The organism is Streptomyces reniochalinae, assembly GCF_003323735.1.
Taxonomy (GTDB): Bacteria; Actinomycetota; Actinomycetes; order Streptomycetales; family Streptomycetaceae; genus Streptomyces; species Streptomyces reniochalinae.
The window spans coordinates 180,783-201,665 of record NZ_QOIM01000018.1; the positions used below are offsets into that span (position 1 = coordinate 180,783).

Annotated in this window: 15 protein-coding genes; 6 read left to right on the plus strand and 9 right to left on the minus strand. The window is 74.7% G+C overall.

Annotated features, from left to right (window positions below; all coding sequences use genetic code 11):
- Nucleotides 1–10: 10 nt before the first annotated feature.
- The 6 genes from DQ392_RS01665 to DQ392_RS01690 form a co-directional block, all read right to left on the minus strand.
- Entirely contained in the window at nucleotides 11–1,561 is a 1,551-nt protein-coding gene (locus DQ392_RS01665; RefSeq protein WP_245981033.1) for an FAD-dependent oxidoreductase, read from the minus strand.
- The gene (locus DQ392_RS01670; protein WP_114013634.1) at nucleotides 1,558–2,295 is read right to left on the minus strand and encodes a class I SAM-dependent methyltransferase; all 738 of its coding nucleotides are present in this window, start codon (nucleotides 2,293–2,295) and stop codon (nucleotides 1,558–1,560) included. The genes DQ392_RS01665 and DQ392_RS01670 overlap by 4 nt, the downstream gene beginning before the upstream one ends.
- Before the next feature lie 20 nt (nucleotides 2,296–2,315).
- Nucleotides 2,316–3,518 (minus strand): lycopene cyclase family protein, encoded by a 1,203-nt coding sequence (locus tag DQ392_RS01675; RefSeq protein ID WP_114013635.1) that lies wholly within the window; start codon nucleotides 3,516–3,518, stop codon nucleotides 2,316–2,318.
- Between the two features lie 151 nt (nucleotides 3,519–3,669).
- Nucleotides 3,670–4,923, minus strand: a complete 1,254-nt coding sequence (locus DQ392_RS01680) for an NAD(P)/FAD-dependent oxidoreductase (RefSeq protein WP_114013636.1) — start codon at nucleotides 4,921–4,923, stop codon at nucleotides 3,670–3,672.
- Nucleotides 4,920–5,267 (minus strand): DUF3140 domain-containing protein, encoded by a 348-nt coding sequence (locus tag DQ392_RS01685; protein ID WP_281272940.1) that lies wholly within the window; start codon nucleotides 5,265–5,267, stop codon nucleotides 4,920–4,922. Before DQ392_RS01685 ends, DQ392_RS01680 begins: the two co-directional genes overlap by 4 nt.
- Nucleotides 5,268–5,269: 2 nt before the next feature.
- Nucleotides 5,270–5,494 carry a hypervirulence associated TUDOR domain-containing protein gene (locus tag DQ392_RS01690; RefSeq protein ID WP_114013637.1) on the minus strand — a complete coding sequence of 75 codons (225 nt, stop codon included), beginning with the start codon at nucleotides 5,492–5,494 and terminating at the stop codon, nucleotides 5,270–5,272.
- Nucleotides 5,495–5,756: 262 nt separating this feature from the next.
- On the opposite strand from DQ392_RS01690, the gene DQ392_RS01695 reads away from it, so the two are divergent.
- The 5 genes from DQ392_RS01695 to DQ392_RS01715 all read left to right on the plus strand — a co-directional run bounded on the left by DQ392_RS01695 (nucleotide 5,757) and on the right by DQ392_RS01715 (nucleotide 13,979).
- Nucleotides 5,757–8,738, plus strand: coding sequence for an ATP-binding protein (locus DQ392_RS01695; RefSeq protein WP_114013638.1), 2,982 nt, complete (start codon nucleotides 5,757–5,759; stop codon nucleotides 8,736–8,738).
- A 170-nt stretch (nucleotides 8,739–8,908) separates the two neighbouring features.
- Nucleotides 8,909–10,129 carry a S8 family peptidase gene (locus tag DQ392_RS01700; RefSeq protein WP_181856229.1) on the plus strand — a complete coding sequence of 407 codons (1,221 nt, stop codon included), beginning with the start codon at nucleotides 8,909–8,911 and terminating at the stop codon, nucleotides 10,127–10,129.
- 327 nt (nucleotides 10,130–10,456) lie between these two features.
- Nucleotides 10,457–11,314: an ArsR/SmtB family transcription factor gene (locus tag DQ392_RS01705; protein ID WP_342774893.1), complete on the plus strand. Its 858-nt coding sequence runs from the start codon at nucleotides 10,457–10,459 to the stop codon at nucleotides 11,312–11,314.
- 508 nt (nucleotides 11,315–11,822) lie between these two features.
- The gene (locus DQ392_RS01710) at nucleotides 11,823–13,121 is read left to right on the plus strand and encodes an amidohydrolase family protein (protein WP_114013704.1); all 1,299 of its coding nucleotides are present in this window, start codon (nucleotides 11,823–11,825) and stop codon (nucleotides 13,119–13,121) included.
- A 309-nt stretch (nucleotides 13,122–13,430) separates the two neighbouring features.
- Complete coding sequence (locus DQ392_RS01715) at nucleotides 13,431–13,979, plus strand: DUF488 domain-containing protein (protein WP_245981035.1); 549 nt, start codon at nucleotides 13,431–13,433, stop codon at nucleotides 13,977–13,979.
- A 452-nt stretch (nucleotides 13,980–14,431) separates the two neighbouring features.
- Here DQ392_RS01715 and DQ392_RS34960 read toward each other — a convergent pair whose 3' ends face one another.
- A complete protein-coding gene (locus DQ392_RS34960) occupies nucleotides 14,432–14,797 on the minus strand; it encodes a holo-ACP synthase (RefSeq protein ID WP_245981067.1) in 366 nt (121 codons plus the stop codon).
- Nucleotides 14,798–15,091: 294 nt separating this feature from the next.
- Nucleotides 15,092–16,747 carry an MDR family MFS transporter gene (locus DQ392_RS01725; protein WP_114013640.1) on the minus strand — a complete coding sequence of 552 codons (1,656 nt, stop codon included), beginning with the start codon at nucleotides 16,745–16,747 and terminating at the stop codon, nucleotides 15,092–15,094.
- Between the two features lie 349 nt (nucleotides 16,748–17,096).
- Here DQ392_RS01725 and DQ392_RS01730 point away from each other — a divergent pair, with 349 nt between their 5' ends.
- Nucleotides 17,097–18,929 (plus strand): AfsR/SARP family transcriptional regulator, encoded by a 1,833-nt coding sequence (locus tag DQ392_RS01730; RefSeq protein WP_114013641.1) that lies wholly within the window; start codon nucleotides 17,097–17,099, stop codon nucleotides 18,927–18,929.
- A gap of 71 nt (nucleotides 18,930–19,000) precedes the next feature.
- Here DQ392_RS01730 and asnB read toward each other — a convergent pair whose 3' ends face one another.
- Complete coding sequence (asnB, locus tag DQ392_RS01735; RefSeq protein WP_114013642.1) at nucleotides 19,001–20,866, minus strand: asparagine synthase (glutamine-hydrolyzing); 1,866 nt, start codon at nucleotides 20,864–20,866, stop codon at nucleotides 19,001–19,003.
- Nucleotides 20,867–20,883 lie beyond the last annotated feature (17 nt).

A 20,883-nucleotide genomic window follows, 5' to 3' on the forward strand; every position in this document is an offset into this window, starting at 1 on the left:
TGACGGGCCCTCAGCCCAGCCTGGCCAGCGCCCGCAGCGGCGCAGAGCGGCCACGCCGTGGCACCGTCCACAGCGTATGGCCGCGTACACCCCACCCCTCCAACAGCGCGTTGGCGGCGAGGAATCCGCTGGTCGCCGCGCGCTCCATCAGCGCCACGGGCAGCCCGGTGCGCACCATGTCCCCCGCGACCACCACCCGCGGGTCGCCGGTGCGGACGGTGGGCCGGTCGCGGTAGCCGCCCACCGGAAAGAGGGGACAGTCTTCACGCCACTCGTGCAGCGCGTCCACGGCCCGGGCCGCTCCCGTCTCCGGATAGACGCGGGCCAGCTCGGCGCGCAGCCGCTCCTGCGTCCGCCCGCGGTCTGCGGCCGGGTCGAGGGCGTAGGCGTGCAGCTCCACCACGGAGCCGCCGGTGCGCGCGGCCCAGCGCGCCGCCTCGCCCTCCCAGCGCTCCAGCACACTGACGTTGTCCAGCGGCCCGTAGCCGCTCGTGCCCAGGAAGCCGGGCCGCTCACCCGCCACGGGTCGGTCCAGCCACAGCCGTGAGACCAGGAACGGCGGCGCCGTGCGCAGCCGCCCCACCCGCGCCCGCCAGCCGGGGTCGGCCAGCTGCCCTGAGGCGCCGGCCAGTGCGCGCAGCCCGGCGGGGTCCAGCGCCAGCACGGTCGCCTCGTACGCCTCCTCGCCGCCGCCCGCGGCCACCGCCAGGCCGCCGCCCGAGGGGCGTACCTCGCCGACGTCCTCGCCCGTCCGCAGCTCGACGCCCAGCTTCTCCAGGTAGCGCCCCAGCGGCTCCCACAGCGCCTGCGGGTAGGGCTCCTGGGGTACGTCGAAGAGCAGGCCCTCGCTGGAGCCGAGGAAGTAGATGTGGAACATCAGCGCCATCTCGGCCGCCGACAGCTCGCCCGGGTCGGCGAAGAAGCTGCGGGAGAAGACCTCGAACGCCAGGTGGTGTGCCGCCTCGGGGAACCGGATGGCGGCCAGCAGTTCGCGGGCGCTGGTGCCGTCGAGGCGCTCGTAGACCTCGGGCACCCGCACGTCCAGCAGGGGGAGCGCGGCGCGGGGGCGCATCCTGGCCAGGTCCCGCGCGCCGAACGTGGGGCTGAGCGCCGCGAAGCCGAGCGCGCTCCAGGGCGGGGTGCGCGGGACGCGGCTGAAGCTGTCGGACAGCCCGTCGCTGTGCCGCAGCGGATAGTCGGGCAGTCCGCGCAGCGTCGTCAGCCCCGGGTCGGCCCGCCGCAGCAGCCCCCGCAGGTTGTAGTACTGGCGGAAGAAGGCGTGGAAGCCGCGGCTCATCGTCGCGCCGGAGCCGTCGCGCAGCCGCACGGCGCGGCCCGCCAGCCGTCCGCCCAGTGCCTGTTCCCTCTCGTACACCGTGACGCGCACGCCCCGCTCGGCCAGTCCTGTCGCGGCCGCGAGCCCGGCGATGCCGCCGCCGACGACGGCCACCCGGGGCGCGGGCTCCGCACAGCGCGACCGGCCGGGTGCGGGGCGCAGCACGCACGCGCGCCGGTCCAGGCCGCGCCGCGCCCCCGCGCCGCGTGCGCTCCGGGCGGTCACCGGGCCACCGCGGGGAGGGTCGTGGGCATGGGCACCGAGCCCACGAACGTGTGCACGATGCCCGTCTGCCATCCGGGCACCGGCAGCACCCGTACGCCGCGGAAGCACTGGCGGGCCATCCGCCCGGCGAACGCCTGTGCGGAGTCGAACGTGCGGACGGACAGCGACAGGTGACGGTAGAGCGGTGAGTCGCCGCACAGGGCGCCGAGCGGGCGGACGATCCCGTCGCACACGGTCCGCCACACCGCGCGGTGGGCCGGACTCTCACCGAGCGCGTACTCGTGCACCGCCAGCCGGCCCCCGGGCAGCAGGAGGTCCCGCACCGTGCGCAGCACCGCGTCGGGATCCGTGACGTTGCGGAAGAGGTAGGCGGCGAACACCGCGTCGAAAGGTCCGGTGATCCCGGCCGCTTCGAGCTCTTCGGCACGGGCGTGGACGAAGGAGACGCCGGCGCTCCACCGCTTGGCCGCCGCCCGCTCCAGCATTCCGGGTGACGCGTCCACCGCCACGATCTCCGCCAGCGGGGCCGCCGTCGCCAGCGCCGCGGTGGAGGCACCGGTCCCGCACCCCAGGTCCAGCAGCCGCATCCCCAGCCCGTCCCAGGGGAGCGCCAGGCGCCGGGCCGAGCGGCGCAGTTGGGCGTGGTAGCCCGGATTGGCCCCGACCAGCCGGTCGTAGGTGGGGGCCGCGTGGTCGAACGCGGCGGACAGCGCCTGGTCGCGCAAGAGCGTCATGGGAGCCTTCCGGCGGGGGGTCAGGTCGGCGTGCGGCGCAGCAGCGGCAGCTCCGCGACGGTGTGCAGCATGGGGCGTACGGGGGTGCGCAGTCCGAGAGCCACCTCCTCGGCGGGGGTGCTGGAACCGTCGAGGAAGCGCAGCAGCCGCCGCCCCGGCACGGCGCCGAACAGCCCGGTGAAGAACGCGGGTCCGTCCAGCCGCCCGCTGTGCAGGGCCCGCAGCAATACCGCGTCCATCGCCAGCGCCCGGCGCGGGTAGGCGCGCGGCGGGAGCGGCGTGCGGCCCCGGGCGAGGGCTGCCGCGATGTGCCGGGTCTGGCGCTGGATCGCGGCGAAGGTGTACCCCGTGGAGGGCCTGGTCGCCCCGCCCGCCGTGCCGATCCGGAAGACGGAGGCGCCCGCCCGGCGGGGGAAGTGCCCGTCCGTCATGGGGATCACACCCTCCTCGGCGCCGGTCACCTCGTACGCGCGCAGCCCCAGGACGTCCCGCGCGTATCCGGTGAGGGCCGCCTGGTAGCCGGCGTCGTCCAGCACGGCGGGGGAGAACTCGGTGTACTCCACGAGGGCTTCGGTGCGGCTGCACGGCAGCAGGTAGCCGAACGAGAGGCCGGTCGCGGGCTGGGGCGTGCGGAAGTCCATCAGGTCGGCCACGCCCGGATCGAAGACGGCGGCCGGGGTGCGCACCAGCAGACCCCGGAAGTGCTGCACCAGCCGTGTCCGCGCGCGGGGCGGGCGCGGGGGCGGCCGCGAGTCGAACACCCAGCGCGCGCGGACGGCGAGCGCGCGGCCGTCCTCGGCGATCCCGCGCACGAGCGCGCCACCGGGCACGTCGGTCACCTCGCCGACGTCGGCGACCAGGCGCCGCAGCCCGGGGTGGCTCTCGAGGCGGGGGCGCACGAACGCGGCGAAGGCGGGCGAGCGCAGCATCTTGTACCGCAGCGGCGCGGGGTGGACCGGCACGGTGGCGCCGTCGTGGGCGCGTACCCGCAGCCGCCCCCACGAGGTGGTGAGGGCGCTGTCGAACTCGCCGCCCGGCTCCTCCCAGTAGCACCAGGTGCGCTCCGGCGGCCGGTGCGGCCCTGCCGGTGCGTCGAGGAGGGTGACGTGCGGGCGTACCGCCGCCGGCAGGCCGCACAGCCGCCAGGCGAGCGACAGCCCCGAGGCGCCCGCCCCCACGATGGCGACGTCCGTCGCGCGTGCCCCTTGCCCGTGGTAGCCCACCGTGTCCCGTCTCCGTCCCGTCGGCCCGCCCCAGTGTGCGTACCGGCGGGGGCGGCCGGGCGGCGCGGGGCTGGGCGGCGCGGCGGCGTCACCCGGATGGCCGCGAAGGCGGCGGCCGCCGCTGCCCGGGGCCGCGGCCCCGGGGCTTCCGCTATCCGGTGCCGCCTCGCAGGCGGGTCGTGACGGCGTCCGCCGCCCGCTCCGCCGAGGCGAGGGTGCCTTGCAGCGAGCTGGTGGCCCGGTGGTCGCCGCACACCACGACGCCGCCGACCACGGGCGGGCGGCGGAAGCGGTGCGGCGCGGTCATGGCGGGCAGCGCGCGGGGCACCGTGTAGGTGGCCACGTGGTCGAGCTCGCCGCTTTCGGTGTCGTACAGCCGTGCGAGGCGTGCGCGGACGCGGCTCTCGTCGGCCACGGCACTCCCCTCCTCGTGGACGGTGGTGGTGGCCAGCAGGGTCACCCCCGAAGGCGCGTAGGAGGGGGCGGCCGCGCTGACGGGCACGGTGTTGGTCACCGGCGAGGGGTCGGCGTCCACCAGCAGGGTCGCGTCCCGCTCCGCGCCGCCGTCCAGGCGGTGGTAGAAGGTGGTCAGGCCGCGCCAGCGTGGGGGTGTGAGCGTGGGCACCAAGTGGGCCGCGCTCGCCGCGTCCGTGGCGACGACCACGGCACGCGCGGTGACAGGGCCCTGGTCGGTCACGACCCGCCCGGGGCCGGCCTCCCGCACCTCGGTGTGCAGCCGCACCGTCCCCTCGGGCAGCTGACGGGCGAGCTGCTCGGGGATCTCCTGCATGCCGGCGTCCGGCACGCCGGCCTCACCGCGCACGAACATCCGCAGCATCAGGTCGGTGAACCGGCTGGAGGTCACCTGTGCGGGGTCGCACGTCAGACCGGTGAAGAACGGGCGCAGCACCGTCTCGGTGAGCGTCCCGCCCATCCCGCGCCGCCGCCACGCCGCCACCGAGGGCACGTCTGGGCGGCGCAGCAGCACGCGGGCCGGCAGGTAGGCGACGGCGGCGGCGTGCGCGGCCAGCGCCGCCTTCGCCACGGGCGAGCCGATCGGCGCGGCCAGCGCTTCGAGTACCGCGCGCGGATCACGGCGCGGGTCACCCAGCTCCACCTGTCGGCCGCCGGTGTGCACCCGCAGCGCCCTGTCGAACGCGCGCAGGTCGAGCCGGCCGACGTCCAGGTGCCGGGCGAGCTGCGGGTAGGCGGTGTTGACCACCTGGAACCCGCGGTCCAGCAAGAAGCCGTCCACCGCGTCGGTGCGGATCCGCCCGCCCACCCCGTCGCCCGCTTCGAGGACCAGCACGTCCACCCCGCGCGCCCGCAGCCGCCGCGCCACCGCCAGGCCGGCCAGGCCCGCCCCCACGATGACGACGTCGCTGTGCGCGGGCAGCCCGTTCACCCGGTGCTCCCGCCGTCGCCGCACGGGTCGTGGCCCCAGTTCATCAGCGAGTAGCGCCACGGGGACTCCCGCACGTCCCCCGAGGGGCGCTGGGCGAGGTGACGGCGGACGTAGCCGACCACCTTGCGCATGTGGGCCACGTCCTCGTCGGTCAGTTCGCCCTTCTTCTTCCGTTGCAGCTCGACGATGTACCGCCCCGAGGCGTGCCCGGTGCTCTCGCCGCCCCCGTCCTTCTGCCCCACCTGGCGGGACTCCTCGCGCTCCAGCCAGCGCTCCAGCTGGGCGGGGGTCATGTTCACGGCCTCGTTGAACTCAGCGATCACCGTGTCGTCCGAGACGGCCACGCCTAGTCACCGTCCCTCTTCCGCAGCGAGCCGGGCTTGTGCACGGCCCGGCGGCCTGACTTCTCGCTCTCCACCTCGTACTGCGGTTCCTCGGGCGAGGCGTCCACCGTGCGCCCCGCCGCGCGCCTCCGCTCGGTGATCTTCTGCTTCACCGTTCCGACCGCGCGGCTCCCATGGCTCGCCCAGGACACCCGGTCGCCCTTGCGTACCTTCCGGTCCTTGCCCACGCCACCCTCCCGCCTCCCTCACCGTCCTGTCACCGTCTCGATCCGGGAGTTACCACCGCGAACGCCGCGAAACGTACGGACCGGGCGCGGGGAATGGCCGGGCGGAGAGGGAGGCCACCCGGTGCGCTCAGGCCCGTGGGGCTTGTTGTCGGCGGGCAACACACGGAAGATGCTGACCGCCGATCCCTGTCCGAATCCTGAACGCCCACGCGGTCCGCGCGTTTCGTCGCTTTGGACCGATCGTGGCGGTGGAGGTGGCCACGTGCCGTACGCGGTTCTCAGATCCCCGCAGACCTCCCGGTTCGTCGGCCGCCGGGACGAACTCGGCGCCCTGAGCGAGGCGCTCGCCACCGCACCCTCCGTGGCCTTCGTCGAGGGCGAGGCCGGCATCGGCAAGACCCGGCTCATCCACGAGGCGCTCCGCGGGGCCGCCGGGCGCCCCGGTGCCCCGCGACGGCGGGTACTGGCGGGCAGCTGTCTGCCGCTGCGCGAGCCGTTCCCCTACGGCCCGGTCGTCGACCTGCTGCGCGGACTGGGCGAGGACCTGCCCTCCCGGCTGAACCCCGTCTGCGGCGCGCTGCGCGCCTACATGCCCGAGCTGGCCGCCGTCCTGCCGCCCGCGCCCGATCCGCCGGCCGACCACCGGGCCACCCAGCACCGGCTCTTCCGCGCCGTGCGCGCGCTGCTGGAGGCACTCGGCGACACCGTGGTCGTGGTGGAGGACGTGCACTGGGCGGACGACGGGACGCGCGACCTGCTGCGGTTCCTCGTCGACGCCCCGCCGCCCGGACTCTCGCTGGTGCTCAGCTACCGGCGTGAGGACCTGCCCGCGGGCGGGCTGCCGTTGGGGCGGGCACACCGCTGCCCGCCCGGCACCACCGAGATCCGCGTGCCCCTGCACCCGCTGGATCCGGCGGCCGTGTCCGCGCTGACGGCCGCCATGACCGGCGGCCGTCCCGTGACCGAGGAACTGGCGGCCGAGCTGCACCGCACCACGGCCGGCATCCCCTTCGTGCTGGAGGAGACGGTGCGGGTGCTGTCGGCCGGCTCCCGCGGCGGGCAGCGTCTCGACTGGGACGGGCTCGCGCACATGCGCGTCCCCGCGCTCCTCCTGGAGGCGACCGCTGACCGCATGGCGCAGCTCTCGACCGCCGCCGCCGACGCGGTACGTGCCGCGGCGGTGGTACGCGTACCGGCCGAGGAGGACCTGATCGCGGACGTGATGGGCGCCTTCGGGCCTGACCCGCGTGCCGGCGGGCGCGCCCCCGCGGCGGGCGCCGCCCTCCGCGAGGCCCTGCAAGCGGGCATGCTCCACGAGGAGGACGGCGGACGGTACGGCTTCCGGCACACCCTCGCCCAGCAGGCGGTCTACTCCACACTCCCGGGCCCCGACCGCCACCTGCTGCACAGACAGGCCCTGACCGCGCTGGCCCGCAGGGACCCGCAGCCGCTGGTGCGGCTGGCCTACCACGCCCGGCTGTGCGGCGACTGGAGCGCCTGGTACCGGTACTGCGAGCAGGCCGTCGACGCCGCGCACGCCATGGGAGACACCGCGCTCGTGGTGGAGCTGCTGGAGGAACTGCTGTGCGACGACCGGTTGCCGACGCGGGAACGCGGCCGGCTCGCCGCCCGGCTCTCCACGGAGGCCGCCGTCGGCCTGGCCCACCGCCGTGCCACCGGACTGCTGCGCCGCGTCCTGCGCGACGCAGGGCTCCCCGAGGGGCTGCGCGGCGAGATCCGGCTCAACCTCGGACTGCTGCTCAACAACCAGGCCGGCCGCTACCAGGAAGGGCGCGCCGACACCGCCACAGCGGTCGCCGAGCTGCGCGAGCGGCCCGCCCTCGCCGCCCGCGGCATGGCCGCACTGGCCATGCCCAGCTGGGGAGACGAACCGCTCCACGTCCACGAGCGGTGGATCGAGCGGGCCGAGGAACTGGTCGCCGCCCGCACGGACGGCGCGCTGCGCATCGCCGTGCGCGGCAACCACCTCTCCCTGCGGCTGTCCACGGGATCGCCCACCGCGTGGGAGCAGGCCGAAGCGCTGCTGGGCCAGTGCAGGACCGTCGCCGAGCGCCGCGAGGTCGCCCGCGCCTGCGGCAACATCGCGGACGCGGCCACCTGCCTGGGCCACTACGAGGCCGCCCGCCGCTACCGGCTGGAGGGCCGCCGTCTCGCCGCCGAGTGCGGAGCCCCGTACCTGGAGAGCATCGTCGAGGGCACCGCGCTGCGCCTGGCCTGGTACACCGGCCACTGGGACGGGCTCGCCGAGCGGGCCCGCAACGCGCTGGGACTGGTCGGCGGGGTCTCCGGTATCGCCGCCGACGCCCACCTGGTGCTGGGCCTGCTGGCGTCGGCGCGCGGCGAGTGGGAGGAGGCCGAGGCCAGGCTGCGGGACGCGGGCCCGGCCGACCCCGCCAACGCGCCGGCCACCATACTGGCCGCCGCCTCAGCGGCCCTGGCCAGGCTCAGGATGGCGTGCGGCGACACGGAGGCCGGCTGCGCCGAGGCGCTGCGCGCGGTGGCGCGCATCCGCAAGAAGGGCATCTGGACGTGGGCGGCCGACCTGACGCCGATGGCGGTCGCCGCGCTCGTGCGCCGGGCGCGGCACGCGGAGGCGGCGGCGCTGACCGTGGAGTTCGGCGAGCGGCTCGCCGGGCGCGACGCTCCGCTGGCCGCCGCGGCGCACCGGGCCTGCCAGGGCATCCTCGCCACCGCGCAAGAGCGCCACAAGGAGGCCGTCGAGGCGTTCACCGCGGCACGCGCCGCCTACGCCGCGCTGCCGCAGCCCTACTCCGCCGCCCGCACGGGGGAGGCCGCCGCGCGCAACCTGCTGGCCGCGGGCGAGGGTTCCGGCAGCAGCGCGCTGGCGGAGGTGGCGGAGGAGTTCGGGGCGCTCGGCGCGATCCGGGACGCGGCGCGCTGCCGCCGCGCTCTGCGGCAGAACGGGCGGGTGGTGCCCTCGCGCCGGGGGCGGCGCGGCTACGGGGGCGCACTCTCCCCGCGGGAGGCGGAGGTGGCGCGGCTGGTCGCGCTCGGCCGCACCAACCGCGAGATCGCCGAGGTGCTGTTCCTGTCCCCGCGCACCGTCGAGCAGCACGTGGCGCGGGTGCTGCGCAAGCTGAACGTGGCCTCGCGCGCGCAGGTGGCCACGACGCGCCCGGCGTGGGAGGAGTCACCGGAGGGCGGCGTGCCGTTCGAGGGCGGTGGGCCGTCCACGCGGGGCGAGGGCGCTGCGCACGGCTGAGCGACGCCGTGGCCTGAACCCGCCGTTCCACGGCGTGCGTTCACCGTGCGAATACGTACCCCTACCTATGACGTTCCGGATTGTTTCGCTCCGGCGGCGGACCGAGGGTGTGGGCCAGACGGACGGGCGCCCCCCGCCCGCCCCGACCCCCACGACGAGGAGCAGTATCCATGGGTACTCGTACGCGCAGCAGACGCCTCACAGCCCTGGGCATCGGCGCGCTGACCGCGACGGCGCTGGGGCTGAGCGGAGCCGCCACCGCCGGCGCGTCCACCCCCGACGCACAGCAGGGCACCATCCGCGGCGCCTCCGCGCCCGGCGCGATATCCGGCCAGTACATCGTTGCGCTCGACGGCCAGGCATCGGTGTCCGCCACCGCGCGCACCCAGGCCCGCGCCACCGCCGAACGGCTCACCGACGCCTACGGCGGCACGGTCGGCCAGGTGTACTCGGCGGCCTTCCGCGGCTTCTCCTTCCGCGCCACCGAGGCACAGGCCGAGAAGCTCGCGGCGGCGCCGGGCGTCAAGTACGTCGAGGCCGACGGCAGGGCGCACACCACCGGGACACAGCCCAGTCCGCCCTCCTGGGGCATCGACCGGGTCGACGGCGCACTCGACGACTCCTACAGCTACCCGAACGACGGCTCGGGTGTGACCGCCTACATCGTCGACACCGGCATCGACATGACGCACACGGAGTTCGGCGGCCGCGCCGGCAGCGGCTACGACTTCATCGACAACGACAGCGACGCCAGCGACTGCCAGGGCCACGGCACCCACGTCGCCGGCACGGTCGGCAGCCGCTCCTACGGCGTGGCCAAGAACGTCGACCTGGTCGCGGTGCGGGTGCTCAACTGCCAGGGCTCGGGCGAGTGGTCGCAGGTCATCGGCGGCATCGACTGGGTGGCGCGGAACCACAGCGGCCCCTCCGTCGCCAACATGAGCCTGGGCGGCGGCGCCAGCACGTCCGTGGACAACGCCGTCCAGGGCGCCATCGACAGCGGCGTCACCTTCGCCGTGGCGGCAGGCAACGACTCCAGCGACGCCTGCAACACCAGCCCGGCACGGGTGCCGGAAGCCCTCACCCTCGGCTCGACCGACCGCGGCGACGGCAGGTCGTCCTTCTCCAACTACGGCCGCTGCCTCGACCTGTTCGCGCCGGGCGGCAGCATCACCTCCACCCGCAACGGCGGCGGTTCCACGACCATGAGCGGAACCTCCATGGCCACCCCGCACGCCGCGGGCGCCGCGGCGCTCTACCTGTCCGCGCACCAGAGCGCCTCGCCGGGCCAGGTAGGGGACGCCCTCGTCGGCAACGCGGAGACCGGCGTGGTCGGCAACCCCGGCTCCGGTTCGCCCAACGCCCTGCTGAACGTCGGCCGCCTGGGCTGACCCCCTCCTCCCTCCGCCCGCCCCAGACGCCGGCCCGTGTCACCGTCCCCACCGGTGCCACGGGCCGGCCCCGTGCGGTCCAGGCGCCGGCGCACTGTGCGGCCGCGGCCTCCGTGCGGCCGCCGCTTGTGTGCGCCTTCGGCCTGTGTGCGGCCGACCGCACGGTCGCTCGGGCGCGTCGAGCCGCTTCGCCGTACGGCGCGATGCTCCGGTGCGCGTCGAGCCGCTTCGCCGTACGGCGCGATGCTCCGGTGCGCGTCGAGCCGCTTCGTCGTACGCCGCGACGCTTCGCCGTACGCCGAAATGCGGGGTCCCTACCCTGGACGGGTGAAGACCTCCCCCAGGGAGCGCTCCGGCGCGGCTCCCCGCCCCGCGACGACCGGCACGGCCGCCCGCCCCTCGTCCGGCGGCGCGCCGCACGAGGAAACGCACAATGCGGTGGCTGCCCACCGGGGCGACGCCGACCTCGCCGCCGTCGGCGCGCTGCTGGCCGATCCGGGGCGGTGCCGGGTGCTGCTGGCGCTCGACGACGGCAGGGCGCTGCCCGCGACGCTGCTCGCCGCCGAGGCCGGGGTCGCGCCGTCCACCGCCAGCGGCCATCTGCGCAAGCTGGTCGACGCGGGGATGCTGACCGTGGAGCGGCACGGAAGGCACCGCTACTACCGGCTCGCCGGGGAGCACGTCGCCCGGCTGCTGGAGACGCTCGCCCAGCTCTCGCCCGCCCAGCCCGTCCGCTCGCTGCGCCGGCACACCCGCGCCCAGGCGCTGCGCAGGGCCCGCACCTGCTACGACCACCTGGCAGGACGGCTCGGCGTGGAGCTGATGCGCGTCCTGCTGGAGAAGGGCCACCTCGTCGGCGGTGACGGCCTCTTCGACCCCTCGGTGGCCGAACGCGACCGGCTCTCCGGCTCCGGACACGACATCGACTACCGGCTGACGCCCCAGGGCGAAACCTTCCTGGCCGCTTTCGGCGTGACCTGGCCCCCGCGCCGCGCGGCCGTCCGCTACTGCGTCGACTGGAGCGAGCAGCGCCACCACCTCTCCGGCGCCCTCGGACGCGGCCTGCACGACCGGCTGCTCACGCTCGGCTGGCTCACCCGCGCACCCGCCAGCCGCGCCGTCCACCTCACCGAGGCGGGCCGCGCGGGGCTGGCCGACACCTTCGGCGTCGTTCTCACTGACTGACACCGCTGTACCCCACGTATCCCGTATCCCGGAAGCCTTGTTCCGCACCGTGAGCTCCTCTAGGGTCGTGGCCTTCCCGGAGCAAGATCAGCCGAAGGGGTGTGCGGTGGCGGACGAGGCGATACCGGAACGGCGGACGGCGACGGACCGTGCCCCGGAAACGAGCGACGAACGGGGCCGGGACTGGGGCGAGGAGCGGGCCCGGGGCGGGGGCGAGCAGCGGACCCGAGGTCTTGGCGACGAGGGTGCCCGAGGTCTTGGCGGAGAGCGTGCCCCGGGCACGGGCGGTGCGGCGGCCCCCGGCGCGGCCGAGCCGGAAACGGGCGGGCCAGAGCACCCGGAGGGAAGGCGCGACGACCTCGCCCGGCGCAGGTTTCTCGCCGGTGCGGGGGCGACCGGAGCCGCGGGCCTGTTCGCCGGTGCGTCGGCGGCACCGGCCCACGCCCGGGACCGTGACACGGAGGGCGGGGGCGAGAAGCTCGGGCCCAAGGTCTTCGACGCGGACACGCTGCTGCTCGTACCCGATCGGGTGCTGCTGCCCGAGGGTGTCGTCAAGGGCCACGCCGTGCTCGTGAAGAAGGGCGTCTTCCGCGAGATCGGCCCCGCGGACGAGCTCACCGCCAGACACTCCCACCTCGAACCCGTCCGGCTCGAAGGGCACCTGCTCATGCCCGGGTTCGTGGACGCCCACCACCATCTGACGCAGAGCTTCGGCAAGGCACAGGCGTTCGGGCAGCCGTCCGAGATCTTCAAGACCGTCTGGGAACCGCTGGAGCACGCGCTCGACGAGGAGAGCGCCTACCTGGCGGCGAAGCTGGCCGCGCTGGAGTCGCTGCGCGGCGGCTTCACCACCGTCGCCGACGCCGGCACCCGCGCCCCCGTAGACGTGAAGGTGGTGGCCAAGGGCGCGGAAGAGGCCGGCATCCGCTGCGTGCTCAGCAAGGTCGTCTCCGACGGCAAGGGCGGCAAGGAACACCTGGAGCGCTGGGACGGGCACGAACTCATCCACCCCTCGCTGGCCATACCGGTGCCCGAGGACGCCACCGCGAAGGTGCTCAAGGCGACGGCGCGGATGTGCGAGGAGGCGGGCGCCGTCTTCCAGACCCACGTCAACGAGCACCTGGCCGCCGTCGAACGCTCCCTCAAGTCCGTGGGCCGGCGCCCCCTCGCCCACCTCCACCACGTCGGCGCCCTCGGCCCGGCCACGCTCGGCGCACACGCCACGCTGCTCAGCCCCCACGAGATCAAGCTGCTCGCCGACACGGGCGCCGCGATCAGCTACAACCCCGTCGCCAGCGCGTGGAAGGGCAACGCCGTCGCCCAGGCCACGACGATGGCCGCCTGGGACGTGCGGTTCGGCACCGGCACCGACGGCACCCGAGGCGACGGCTTCCGCATGGTGGACGCCGCCGAGAGCGGCCAGCGCCTCACCTCGGGCCTGGCGACCGGCGACTCCGTCTGCGGCGCCGGACGGCTCTGGATCGACCACGCCACCTCGGGCAGCGCCGACGCGGTCGGACTGAAGAAGAAGACGGGCCAGATCGCCGTCGGCAAGGCCGCCGACTTCCTCCTCGTCGACCTCGACGTCCCCGAGCTCACCCCCTCCTGGGACCTGGAGTGGGAACTGGTGCGGCTCGCCGGCCGCGACCAGCTCACCGCCGTCGTCGTCGCGGGCCGCCTGCGCCTGTGGCGCGGCTGGCCCCCGCACTGGGACGGCCCCGCGCTGGTCAGGCGCGCGGGAGAGGTCGGGCGCGCGGTCGTCCGCCGCGCCGACATCGACCGCGTCGACCCGACACCGGGCGATTGAGAGGGTCCGGCTTTTCGCGTGGGCCGAGCAGCCACTCCCCGCCGCCCTACACGGCGGGGGCCGGTAGGTGCTCCCGGCCATACCGCGGGCGTCGTGTGCCGAGACCGGACCGTTCGCGGCAGGGGAAGCGGCTGCCAAAGGCTGTACTCGAATCCGCCGGAGGGGCCGTTAGACGCCTTGCCCGAGGCTTGGTCAAGCCGTCCCGCCCCGCATGCCGAAAGGGTGCGGGGCGGTCTGGCGCGGGGGCACGGGGCTCGGGTCAGGTGCGTCGTGAGGCGCCGGCCGGCCCCGGGTGCCATCCTGGGAGCCGTGGAGCACGTACCACCGCTGCTGACCCTGGGGCACGGCACCGCGGGGCGCGAGGAGCTGACCCGGCTGCTGCACGGTGCCGGGGTGCGGCGCCTCGTGGACGTACGCACCGCGCCCGGCAGCCGCCGCAACCCCGACGTGCACCGTGACGCGCTGAGCGACTGGCTGCCCGCCGAAGGGATCGGCTACCGCTGGGACAAGCGGCTCGGCGGCTTCCGACGGGCCGCCCCCGACTCGCCCGACACCTTCTGGCGCAACGCGTCCTTCCGCGGCTACGCGGGCCACACCCGCGACCCCGACTTCCTCGCCGCCATGGACGACCTGCTCGACGAGGCGTCGCAGGCCACCACGGCCGTCATGTGCGGCGAGTCGGTCTGGTGGCGCTGCCACCGCCGGCTCATCGCCGACTTCGCCGTCCTGGCCCGCGGCCACCCCGTCCGCCACCTCGCCCACGACGGCCGCCTCACCGACCACCCGCCCACCCCCGGCGCCCGCCTACGCGAGGACGGCCTGCTCGTCTACGACCTGGAGGCCCCCCGGGCGTCCTGACGGCCCGAGCGGGACCGGCTCTCTCGGTCGCCGTGGTGGTCGGAGCGGGCCCGCCCGCTCCACGGCCCGCCAGGCCGGTCGCCCCTCGCGGTCCGGGAACCGTCAGTGCAAGAGCGCGGCCTTCGAACCACGGGGTTGCGAGAGGGGGTTCACGCCGCACGTGGTGGTGGATCCGGCGGTGTGTGGCTGCTGCTGGTGGTCGCCGGGGCGGGGTGGTGCCGACCGGGGTCTGTGAGGGCGTGGCCAGCGGCCCGGCGCCGGCGATCCCGGTGACGCTCTCTGCGGCCGGGAGCGAGGCTGGCCGAAGGGGCGGGTGGGACACTGCGCCACGGGGAAACGCCGCGTCCCTCCCGCCGTCGAGGGCGCGCGCCAGGCCGCAGGCGCCGCGCCCCGTCATGCACTGTGCCGGGGCCGGCTCGAGAATCTCTCGACTCACGCTGGAGCGCCTCTGGTCAGGCGGTCGCGAGCACCACGGCAGAGGCGACGTCGGCGTCGTGGGTGAGGGACAGGTGCCATGCGCCGATGCCGTGCCGTGCCGCCGCTGCGGCGACGGTTCCGGTCACGCGCAGGCTCGGGCGGCCCGTCGGGCCCGTACGGACCTCCGCGTCGTGCCAGCGCAGGCCGCTCGGTGCGCCGAGTGCCTTGGCGAGCGCCTCCTTGGCCGCGAAGCGTGCCGCCAGGGAGGCCGTACCGCGCGGGGTTCCCGAGGGCAGCGCCCGTTCCCGCGGGGTGAACAGCCGGTCGGCGAGGCCCGGGCTGCGCTGGAGTGCCAGACCGAACCGTGCTATCCCCGCCACGTCGATCCCGACACCGACGATGTGCGGTTCCGGTCCGAGTTCCGGCGTTGTTGCCGGTCCCGGCTCCGGTCCCGGTCCCGGCCCCGGGACCGGTTCCGCCGGGGCGTGCGGGGCCTCGGGGAGGAGGGTGAGTGGGTACGGGAGGAGCCAGGTCAGCCAGGTGCCGAACCCCCAGCCCCGCCGGCCCCGCAGAAACCCGCTGCGCGGACTCGTCCCGCGCGTCTCGTCGTCAGGCATGCGGGCGAGGCTGGCACGGCCGGCTCGACGCCCGCTCGAGAACGTCGCGAGCGAGGCGAGGCGCGGCGCGGGCCGCGGTCAGGCCCTCGCCGGTCCTTCGGGGGCGTCGGTGCCCGTAGCGCCGCCCGCGCCCGCGCCGCCCGCCGAGGCGCCGTCGGAGACCTCCGGACCCCCGTGCCCCCCGGACCCTCCCGGGCCGCGTGCCTCCAGCCTGACGTCCTTGAGCAGCAGCGCGAGCACCAGGCCGATCAGGAGGACCGGTACGGCCGAGAGGAAGACGGTCGACAGGGCGCTGCTGTAGACGTCGGCCACCGCGGAGGCCGTCTGCGGGTCGAGGGTGTCGATCTTCCGGGGTTCGAGGGAGCCGCCCACCACCTGGTCGGCCACGTCCGAGGGGAGCAGGCGTGCCGCTTCGCCGGCCAGGCGTGCGTTGAGCAGGGAGCCGAAGACGGTGGCGCCGAAGGCGACACCGAGGTTGCGGGCGAGGCCGACCGTGGAGGTGCTGACGCCTATGTGGGCGCGCGGCGCGGTGCTCTGGGCGACGAGTGTCGTCACCTGCGAGGAGAGTCCGACCCCGATGCCCATGACGGCCAGCAGGAGGCTGAACGTCGCTGTGCCCGTGTCCGCGGAGGTCAGCGACATCAGGCCCGCGGCGCCGGTCGCCAGCGCTGTGCTGGCGACCGGGAACCACTTGTAGCGCCCGGTCTTGCCGATCACCTGTCCTGCCACGACCGTCGCCACGGCCATGCCGATCATCGCGGGCAGGAAGAGGAGTCCGGTGCGGGTGGCGCTCACGCCTTCGACGGTCTGGAAGAGGAGGGGTACGAAGTTGACGCAGCCGAAGAAGGCGAAGCTGACGGCGAAGGCGACCACCACGCAGATGGTGAACGTCCGGTCGCCGAAGAGCCCGAGCGGGACGATCGGTTCGGCCGCGCGCCGCTCGTGGCGTACCCACACCGCGCCCAGCGCGACGGCGCCCGCGGCCAGGCTCCAGACGGCGGGGTGGCCCCAGCCGTAGCGGCCGGCCAGGTCCGTCACCAGGACGAGGCAGACGATGACTCCGGTCAGCAGCGCCGTACCGGCGTGGTCGATGCGGGGCCGGGCCGCCTTGCGGGCGGTCGTGGGCAGCAGGATCCTGATGCCCGCCATGGCGAGCAGGCCCAGCGGCACGTTGATGAGGAAGATCCACCGCCAGCCGAGCTGGTCGGTCAGGAAGCCGCCGGCCAGCGGGCCCGCGAGGTTGGCGATGACCATGACACCGGCGAACCACCCCTGGTATTTGGCCCGTTGGCGCGGTGGCATCAGGTCGCCGAGGACGGAGAACGCGCTGACCTGGAGCCCTCCGCCGCCGAGCCCTTGGAGGGCGCGGAAGACGATGAGCTGGCCCATGGAACCGGCCGCGCCGCAGGCCACCGAACCCGCGAGGAAGAGCACGATGGCGGTCAGGTAGACCGCGCGGCGGCCGAAGAGGTCGCCGAGCTTTCCGTACACGGGCATGGCCACGCTGAAGGTCAGCATGTACGCGGTGAAGGTCCAGCTGTAGAGGTCCAGGGCGCCCAGATCGCCGGTCAGGCTGGGCCCCGCGGTGGCGACGATCGACTGGTCGAGCATCGACATCGCGCTGGTCAGCAGCAGGGCGGCGAGGAGCAGCGGGAACCTGGGCGGCAGGGAGCGCGGGGGCGGCGGTGCGGTGTCCGCAGGTCTGGGGGACCGGCCTGGTCCGGTGTCGGTCATCGGGCTCTCTCCGTCCGTCGTCGGTCGGTGGCCAGGCCCGGGCGCGGCGGCCGACGGGGTTCGGGCGGGGGCGGGGCGACGGTGCGTCGACGCTCCCGGCGCGATCGGTCGGCCTCCACGTGGCTCCACCACCCGCTGAAGGTCATGTATGGACTCTTGGCAATTGTATGTCATTCGCATGTAAGTGTCTGTAGCATTGGGTGTCAGGGGGCGGTGTTCAACCGGGGGGTGGAGCCGCGAATGTCGCGTGCCTGCTGTCGAGCAGCACTCAAGCGGAAGTCAAGTGATCGACCGCAGGCTCACGAAGTGCATCAGGCCGTACGAATGATGCAAACCAACGGGAGGGCCAGTGCTGCAGATCGGGTTGCTCGGAACTCTGCAAGTCGTCCACGCCGGCGTTCACATCACGCCATCCGCACCGAAGGTCCGACAAGTTCTCGCGCTGTTGGCCCTGCGGGCCAACACGACGGTCGCACTGCACCAACTCGTCGACGAGCTGTGGGAGGAGCGCCCCCCCTCCAGCGCGGCGACCACGCTCCAGACCTACATCTACCAACTGCGCAAACTGCCCGGGCTGTGCGATCCCCAGCTCCCCGGCGCCGGCGCGTCACCCCGGGGCCTGCTCACCACGCCCGGCGGCTACCGCCTCGCGCTGCCCACCGGATGTCTGGACGCCCACGAGTTCGGGGAACTGGCCGCGCGCGGCCGGGAGGCCATGGAGAGAGGCGTGGTGGCGGAAGCCGCCGACCTGTTGGAGCGGGCCCTGGCCGTCTGGCGGGGGCCCGCTCTCAGCGATCTGGCCCCGGGACCGATCGTGGGCATCGACGCGCTGCGTTTCGAGGAGAAGCGCTACGAGGTCCTGGAGGAGCGGATCAACGCCGACCTGCTTCTGGGCCGCCACCACCACCTGATCAGCGAGCTGACCGCGCTCGCCGCCGACAACCCCACCCGCGAGGGGCTGCACGCCAAGCTGATGCTCTCGCTCTACCGGGCGGGACGGCGTCCCGAGGCCCTCGAGGTGTTCCAGCGCATCCGCCGCGTCCTCACCCGGGAGCTGGGCCTGGAGCCGTGCTCGGAGCTCCAGCGGCTGCACCAGCAGGTACTGGCCGGGGACCGGGGGCTCGACCTGCCCGCCGAGCGGACGGCCGTGCGGGGCGCGCCCGCGGGCGACCCGCCGGTGAACCTCCCCGCCGACACCCCGCTGGTGGGTCGGGAGGCCGACCTGCTGCACGTACGCCAGATGCTCGCCGAGCCGCAGGAGCCGGACGGGCCGCGGTGCGTCGCCGTCTCCGGCGCGCCCGGCGCGGGCACCACGGCCTTCACCGTCCACCTCGCCCACCGGCTGGCCGACGCGTTCCCCGACGGGCAGCTCTACGTCTCGTTCGGCGACCCGGCGGACCCCCTGCCCGTCGAGGAGGTGCTGGCCCGCCTCCTGGAGGCGGTCGGCTACCGGCGCTCGGAGCTGCCGCCCCACCGTGCCGACCGCGCCCGCGTGTTCCACGCGTGGACCGCCGAGCGCCGCGTGCTGCTGGTCGTGGACGATGTGGCGGCCACCAGCCAGGTCGCCGACCTGCTGCCGGTCGGCTCGGGGTCCGCCGTGCTGGTGGCCGGCTACCGGCGTCTGTACGGCAGCCAGTTCCGGGCCCGCATGGACCTTCCGCCGCTGGGGCGCCAGCGGGCGCAGGAGCTGTTCTGGTCGGCGCTCGGCCGGGAGCGTGCGCTGGCCGACGCGCCCGGTGTCCGCATGATGCTCGACCTGTGCGGGGACCTGCCGGGGCCGATGCTGGAGGCGGCGGGGCTGCTGGCCCTGCGGCCGCACTGGTCGGTCCGCCGGCTCATCGACTGGCTGAGCCGCGAGCGTCCCGCTGTCGTCGCCCAGCAGAGACCGCACCCCTTCCACCACGTGCTGCGCCGCTGCGGCCGGCTCGAACCCCGGCTCAGGGACGCTCTGGCCGCGCTGGCGTGGGCGTTAACCGGCGATCTCACCGTGGAGGCGGCGGCCAGGGCGCTGGGCAAGGGCGCCGACGAGACCGAGGAACTCCTCGAGGAGCTGGTCGAGTTCTTCATCCTGGGCGTGGACCGGGCGACCGACCCGCACACGGAGCGGTTCTTCCAGTACCGCATGGCGCCGTTGGTCCGTATGGCGCTGCGCGCCATGCAGCCCGCCGACACCTGCGTCTGAGCGCCCGCGTCGCAGGGGGTGCCCTACGGCGCCACCCTGGGACGCGGCGTGCGCGGGGACGGCCGGGTCGGTCACAGGTCCAGGTCGTCCCCGAGCGTCAGGAGCCAGGAGTTGACCTGGAGCACCATCTCGATGTTCATCCGGTGCAGCCAGTCCTGCACCTCGGCCCCGCCGTGCGCGACCACGGCACGGGCCGCCTCGGTGTCCAGCATGGGCAGCACCGGCGAGGCGGGGTCGGCCAGCACGTCCGCGAACTCCTGGTGCAGCGCTTTGGTGTAGGTCAGGTCCTGACTGACCGGGAAGGGCGCCTTGGGACGGTCGAGGACCATCTCGGGCAGCAGGTCGCGGACGGCCGCGCGCAGCAGGCTCTTCTCGCGCCCGTCGTAGGTCTTCAACTCCCAGGGGATGTTGTAGGCGTACTGGACGATCCTGCGGTCGCAGAAGGGCACGCGCACCTCCAGCCCGGAGATCATGCTGAGCCGGTCGTTGCGCTCCAGCAGCCGCGGCAGCCAGTGCGTCAGGTGCAGATGGCAGACCTCGCGGGCGCGCCGCTCCTCCGCCTCCTCGCCGGGCAGCCTGGGTATGTGGGCCATCGCCTGCGCGTAGCGCTCCGCGTAGTAGGTGCCCATGTCGAGCCGTTTCTTGAAGGCGGGGGACAGGAGCCCCTGCCCCAGCCCCTGGCGGGTGCCCGGGTGCCACTGTTCGAACGCGACCCAGGGGAACTGCTCCTCGTAGGCCAGGTCGGGGATGTGCACCCAGCTGTAGCCGCCGAAGATCTCGTCGGCGCTCTCCCCGGTGAGCGCGACCTTGGAGTGTCCCCGTACGCCGGCGAACGCCTGGTAGGTGGAGGTGTCCATGTCGCCGAAGGGGGCCGGCACGTCCTGTGCGCGCAGCACGGTGCGGCGGGCGACCGGATCGAGGAGGTCGGCGGTGGTCAGCTCGATCTCCAGGTGTTCGGCGCCGACGTGTTCGGCGACGGCCCGCGCGTACGGGGAGTCGGGGGCGCTGCGCACGAGGTCGGGCTGGAAGTTGTCGCTGTAGCCGCTGTAGGTGACGGTCGTGGTGCGGACGGGGCCCGAACCCTGCACGGCCAGGGCGCCCGCGGCCAGAGCGGCGACGCTGCTGGAGTCCAGGCCGCCGGAGAGCATGACGCTCAGCGGCACGTCGGAGACCAACTGCTCGGTGACGCTGCTCTCCAGCAGTTCGCGCACCTGGCCGATCGTCCGGTCGAGGCCGTCCTCGTGCGGACGGGCCTCCAGCTGCCAGTACCGCCGCAGCGACAGCTCGCCCCCGGGGCCGTAGCGCAGGGTGTGGCCTGGCGGGAGGTCGCGGATGTCGCGGTGGACGCTCTCGCCCGGCGCCCGCGCCATCGAGAACAGGACCCGCAGTCCTTCGAGGTCCACGGTGGGGCTGACGTCCGGGTGGGCGAGCAGGGCCTTGGGTTCGGAGCCGAACACCAGTCCGTCGCGGGTGGGGGCGTAGGAGAGCGGCTTGATGCCGAACCGGTCCCTGGCCAGGAACAGTGAACGGTCGCGCGCGTCCCAGACGGCGAACGCGAACATCCCCTCCAGGTGCTCCACGCATCTCTCGCCCCACTCCAGGTACGCGCGCAGCACCACTTCGGTGTCGCTGCGGGTGCGGAAGCGGTGGCCCCGGCCGCTCAGTTCGCCGCGCAACTCGCGGAAGTTGTAGACCTCTCCGCAGTAGGTGAGGGTCGCCGCGGGCTCCTCGCTCTCGTCGGAGGCCATGGGCTGGCGCCCGCCGCTCAGGTCGATGACGGCCATCCGGGTGTGGACCAGCGTGACGTGCCCGCGGCTCCACGCTCCGGCGGCGTCGGGCCCCCGGCAGGCCATCGTGTGCGCCATGGACGCGGCGACCCCCGGGTCCTGACGGGTCCTGGCGTCCTGGCGGACGGCCCAACCTGCGATTCCGCACATGCGGCGATCTCCTTCCG